The organism is Paraburkholderia sp. Cpub6, assembly GCF_014201065.1.
Classification (GTDB): domain Bacteria; phylum Pseudomonadota; class Gammaproteobacteria; order Burkholderiales; family Burkholderiaceae; genus Paraburkholderia; species Paraburkholderia tuberum.
Genome location: NZ_JACHDM010000083.1, coordinates 1 through 2,173, shown reverse-complemented (window position 1 = coordinate 2,173; position 2,173 = coordinate 1). Strand labels below are relative to the sequence as shown.

The following is a 2,173-nucleotide window of genomic DNA, read 5'->3' as shown; positions in this document are numbered from 1 at the left end:
ATTCCTCGTCCGAAACATCTGTCGGGTATGGCTTGCGTTCTATCATCCCGCCAGGTTACCAGGTCTGACAGAAAGTGCCTAACACGCTCTAGAAGGTGATTACAAGAACGGCCCGCCTGCAAGTTGTGAGAGACAGAAGGCGGGCCACTTTTTTGAGGGCTATTCTGTGCTGCCCTCCGAATTAATCCTAAACCCTTTTAAATTTTTTTTCACGGACTACGTTGCGAAAATCGCGCCGTAGCCACCTCTCCACACTCCTCACTTGGAAACACAGATTCGGTTATCTATATCTAGAATCTTTCAAGCGGAATGCTAGGCTTGAGGCCGGTCGCCATGTTGACCGTGCCGACCGGCGACGAAATATCCTGATTGTTTTCGCGCCCCGGCTCGATCGTCGCGATGTCCTGCCGTTCTTCGAGGATCGCGCCGTCTCCGTGATCGTGTGCGCGAGCCCCACCACCGACACGCCCATGGGTGAGCTTTTTCGAGTCCTTGAGCGGCGTACTGGGCGCAGGCGACGACTTGCTCGACAGGCGTGTTTACATCAGTTCAATCTCCTCTTCCCCAGGCCGTTGATATGGCCACGCACGATGCCCGGTTTGCCCACACTGTGAGCACCGACGTGCGAACCGGTGGTGAGCGTCCATTCCGGCTCGATGGTGATGCCATGGCAGCGCAATGGTTGACGAACCACACCAGCAGTTCACGCGGATCGCCCGCCGGATTGCAGGCGGCTTCGGGCACCAGCGAGTCGCCGTCGAAGCTCAGTTCCAGTTCGGGCGACCGGAAATCGAAGCCGCACGCGCAGGCCCGCGCCACGCGCGCATGACACGCGCGGCGATCGGAGAGAGCGGCGTCGCAGGGCAACGCGCACCATAGAAAAAGGCGCCGACAGCGTGCCGCACGTTGCCGGTGATGGCGATGCGGTCGATCGCGACGCCCCCCGTGCGGGTATGCATGGGCCGCGCCCCCTACCGCCCTCACTTTTTACTTCGTTTTTTTACTTTTTCCCACTTGACCAATCTCTCGACGTAGGAATATAGTTCATAGACGCAAACAAACGGACATTAAAGTATGAAAACGTACATTTCAGTCCCTGTCGAGACAAGGTTGTTCCTTACGTTGGTGGACTTCCTGCGTAGCAATGGCGATTCTCGCGACCCGGCCGAGGTAGTTAGTTTTGCTATCGAATACTGGCTGGACAACGCCAGTTGGAAACCGAAACTGCTGACAGAGAGCAGCGCCCGAGGCTACCAGTGGAAAAGTTTGTTTTTGCCGGACAGCACTGAACTTCGAATGCAGTACAAGGGCGTGTATTCCTACGCAAAGGTCGAAGGCGACGAGATCATCTACGACGGCCAATCGATTTCACCAGGTAGCCTCGCAAACGCGATAGCGGGCAGTAGCAGGAATGCGTGGAAAGATTTGTGGATCAAGCGACCTAACGACAAGGAATGGCGCCTGGCAGATGAATGTCGTAACGAGGCGAACGACACCGACTAAGCCAGTGGCAAGCAAATGCCTGTTGTCTAAGCAGCCTCTCGAATAGCCCCTGCGCCGGCGGATCCGGCAGCAAACCACAGAGACCACACCATGTGCACCATTCACAAGACGTTACGCATAGTCCACAACCCGGAGCGCACCGCGATCGCCGCCAAGACGATCATCGTGCGCAGGCGCCGGCGGAAACAGGTGACAGCGCTCGAGGCGCGTCGCGCCTTCACGGCGATCGAGTCGGACGATGACGACCTCGAGGCGCAGATCGGCACGATCCTTAGCTATCCGCACGTGTTCGGGCGCCAGTACTGGACCGTCGTGCGGGGCGCGTCGATCGGCCCTGTGCTTTGGCGTGATGCACTGGAGTCATTCGTGCGCGAGACGCGCGAGAAGAACGGCGCCCTCCGCAACGAGCCGATACCGGTCTACGCCGAGAACAGCCTCGCCATGTTCCTGCGAGACGCCGCGAAGAACTGAGCGACGTCCACATTCCAAGAATGGAAACCGGCTGATTTATCCTGCTGACGACGCGCAATAACCGCTCACTGCGTAATCTCCTAGCGACAGGCGGCCGTCGCAGTTCGACCGAGCTTGTGTGGAAACTGGTTTTTCACGGCTATGCGAGCGATTGCCGATCAGGTCAATCTCGTTCGGCCCAGACAGCTTGCACCGATCG

Annotated in this window: 2 protein-coding genes and 1 pseudogene; 2 read left to right on the top strand and 1 reads right to left on the bottom strand. The window is 57.9% G+C overall.

Annotated features, from left to right (window positions below):
• Positions 1–544: 544 nt before the first annotated feature.
• A pseudogene (locus HDG33_RS37970) lies at positions 545–798 on the bottom strand (hydratase); the annotation flags it as partial.
• Positions 799–1,074: 276 nt separating this feature from the next.
• Between HDG33_RS37970 and HDG33_RS36775 the strand changes: the two are divergent.
• Together HDG33_RS36775 and HDG33_RS36770 are read left to right on the top strand one after the other, a co-directional pair.
• Positions 1,075–1,503, top strand: a complete 429-nt coding sequence (locus HDG33_RS36775; protein ID WP_184041211.1) for a hypothetical protein — start codon at positions 1,075–1,077, stop codon at positions 1,501–1,503.
• 90 nt (positions 1,504–1,593) lie between these two features.
• Entirely contained in the window at positions 1,594–1,974 is a 381-nt protein-coding gene (locus tag HDG33_RS36770) for a hypothetical protein (protein ID WP_184041209.1), read from the top strand.
• Positions 1,975–2,173 lie beyond the last annotated feature (199 nt).